The sequence below is a fragment of the Mycobacterium sp. genome (genome assembly GCF_035506235.1).
Taxonomy (GTDB): Bacteria; Actinomycetota; Actinomycetes; order Mycobacteriales; family Mycobacteriaceae; genus Mycobacterium.
In genome coordinates this window covers 1-2,613 of the sequence record NZ_DATJPU010000008.1, presented here as the reverse complement: position 1 = coordinate 2,613, position 2,613 = coordinate 1, and the positions used below count along the sequence as shown (strand labels likewise).

Annotated in this window: 3 pseudogenes; all 3 read left to right on the top strand. The window is 67.0% G+C overall.

What is annotated here, in order from left to right:
• Positions 1–449 precede the first annotated feature (449 nt).
• Positions 450–797 (top strand): annotated as a pseudogene (locus VMD50_RS29775) (transposase); the annotation flags it as partial.
• A gap of 294 nt (positions 798–1,091) precedes the next feature.
• Positions 1,092–1,556, top strand: a pseudogene (locus VMD50_RS29990) (hypothetical protein); the annotation flags it as partial.
• A 219-nt stretch (positions 1,557–1,775) separates the two neighbouring features.
• Positions 1,776–2,321 (top strand): annotated as a pseudogene (locus VMD50_RS29770) (transposase); the annotation flags it as partial.
• Positions 2,322–2,613 lie beyond the last annotated feature (292 nt).

The window sequence follows — 2,613 nt, the reverse complement described above, 5'->3', positions numbered from 1 at the left end:
ACGGGTTGTCGAGATCCCGGTGAACGGACCTCTCTAATCCATGGCTGACTGCCGAGGAAGTCTGTCGAGCACCCTGCGAATATCGTCGGCGCTTGGGCTCTTGGTAGGCCCCGGCCCTAGTGTTGGCTCTTGTGTTTCCAGGTTTCCGTTCTCGACGAGTTAGACCCCATTGTGCTTGTCCTTCACCGGACTGTCAGCGCCAGGGACTTCCACGAAGGTGGGGTAGTCGATGCCCGCGGTGGTTGCGGCGATTTGTGTGGTGATGTCGTGGTCTTTGGCGACCAGTGCGGCGGCGCCGAATGCGACAGCCTGCAGCTGAGGGTCACGCCTCGGCTGGCGTCGTGGAACAAGGCCGGCGACGGGCTCTGCTCGACATGACGGAGGCGGCGGCCTGGGAACTCGCTGAATAACGTGTCCATCGTTGGTCGTGTCTGACGGCTGGGTGCTGTGTGGTGTGTGATGATGTTGTGGTGCAAGGGATTACGCGGGCGGATCGGGAGTTGTTGGACGCGCAGGCGCTGGTCGGGGAGCTGGTGGCGCCGGGCAGCGTGTTCGCGTTCTTGGCCGAGCACCGTCACGAGCTGTTCCCGGATTCGTTCATCGCGGACCTGTTCTCCTCCTCGACTGGGCGGCCATCGCTGCCGGCGGATCTGATCGGGTCGGTGCTGGTGCTCAAGGAACTCTACGATCTGTCCGACCCGCAAACCGCGGAGGCGTTGCGGTTCGATATCCGCTGGAAGGTGGCGTGTGGGCGAGCGTTGACGCAGACCTCGTTCGACCCGTCCACGCTGGTGTACTGGCGCAAGCGGATCGCCGCCTCCGATCGTCCGGGCCGGGTGTTCGACGCGGTCGCGGCGATCATCGCCGAGACCGGGATCCTGCGCGACCGTCGCAAGCGGTGTGTGGATTCGACGGTGTTCGACGACGCGGTGGCCACCCAGGACACGGTGACCCAGTTGGTGGCCGCGATGCGTAAGGTGGCGCGGCTGGTACCCGGCGCGGCGCAGGTCATCTCGCGGGTGGCCAAGCTGGATTATTCGAAAGCCGGCAAGCCGGGCATCGATTGGGACGACCCGCAGGCCAAACAAGCGCTGGTGTCGGATCTGGTCAACGACGCACTGGCGGTGCTGGCCGAACTGGCCGGCCCGGATGCGCCCGCACGCGAGGACGCCGCCGCGGATGCGTTGGGGTTGCTGGCACTGGTCGCCGGCCAAGACGTGGAACCCGCCGACGGCTCCGACGGTACCGACGGGCGGTGGCGCATCGCCCGGCGGGTCGCGCCGGATCGGGTGATCTCCACCGTGGACCCCGAGGCCCGCCACACCCGCAAGTCCAAGTCAGCTCGCCGTGACGGGTTCCGCGGGCACCTGACCGCCGAGCCGGACACCGGGTTGATCACCGATTGCCAGTTGACCAAGGCGACCGGAGACGAGGGCAGTGACGCCGTGGTCGGCCAGAAGCTGATCACCCGCGACCGCTACCAACCAAGCGGCAACGACAGCGACGGCGGGGCCGGGGCCGTACCCATGGACAGCCAACCCAGTATTACCGAGCCCGAGCTCGGTGTGGTCGCCGATCAGGATGCGGCCCAACCCAATAGCGCCGCAGCGGTGCAAGCCGACGAATCCCACCACGCCGCCGCTACCACCACCAGCACCGCCATTGACGTGGCCGCGGTGGTCAACGCGGTTGTCGCCGTCACCGTCATGGCCGCCGCCGTTGTGACGCTCGCCACCGCGATGACCGATGCTGGCCAGCCCGCGCGCCGTGGCGGCCTCGAGGTGTATGGCGATTCGGCGTATGGCACCGGGGCCGCCCGTGCGGCCTACCAGCGCGGCGGGCACGACACTGTGATCAAACCCAAGCCGCTGGTGCCCGCGGTGGCGGGCGGGTTTACCCTCGACGACTTCACCATCGACGAGGCGGCCAAGACCGTCACCTGCCCGGGCGGGCATACCCGCACCATGACAGCCAAACGGACGGTGACCTTCGGTGCGGTCTGCGCCGAGTGCCCGCTGCGAGCCCGCTGCACCACAGCCAACAATGGCCGCTCGATGAGCATCCACCCGCACGAGCAGCTGCTGCGCGCCGCGCGGGCCCAAGCCCGTACCCCCGAATTCCAACGGGCCTACCCCACTCGTTCGATGATCGAGCGGATCGTCGCCTGGACCGCCACCGACCGCGGACGGCGGATCAAACTGCGCTACCTCGGCATCGACAAGAACCACGCCTGGCTGCAAGTTCGTTGTGCCGCAATCAATCTGCGCACACTTGTGAACAGTGGCCTGACCCGCATGGATGGGGCGTGGGTCCTGGCCTGACGGCCAGGCCACCCCTTGCCCACCTCTGCACCCGCCGAGCACACTGCGATAGCGGGAAGAACGACCGCGTTGTCGACCAATCAGGTCTGACTCACTGCCGAAGCAACGGCCTTGTCGGCGTTCTTCCCGCCCTACCAAGCTTCCTTGTTCAGAACGCTCCTAGGGCACGGCCGAAACCGGTCGGCGAGCGTGCACAAAATGCCAGCCGCACCGGCGTGTCTCTGTACATCTGCGCACGCTCGCGACTGCGAGCCGGCCTAACGGCGATCAGGCCAGGGTGACCAGGCCGAGC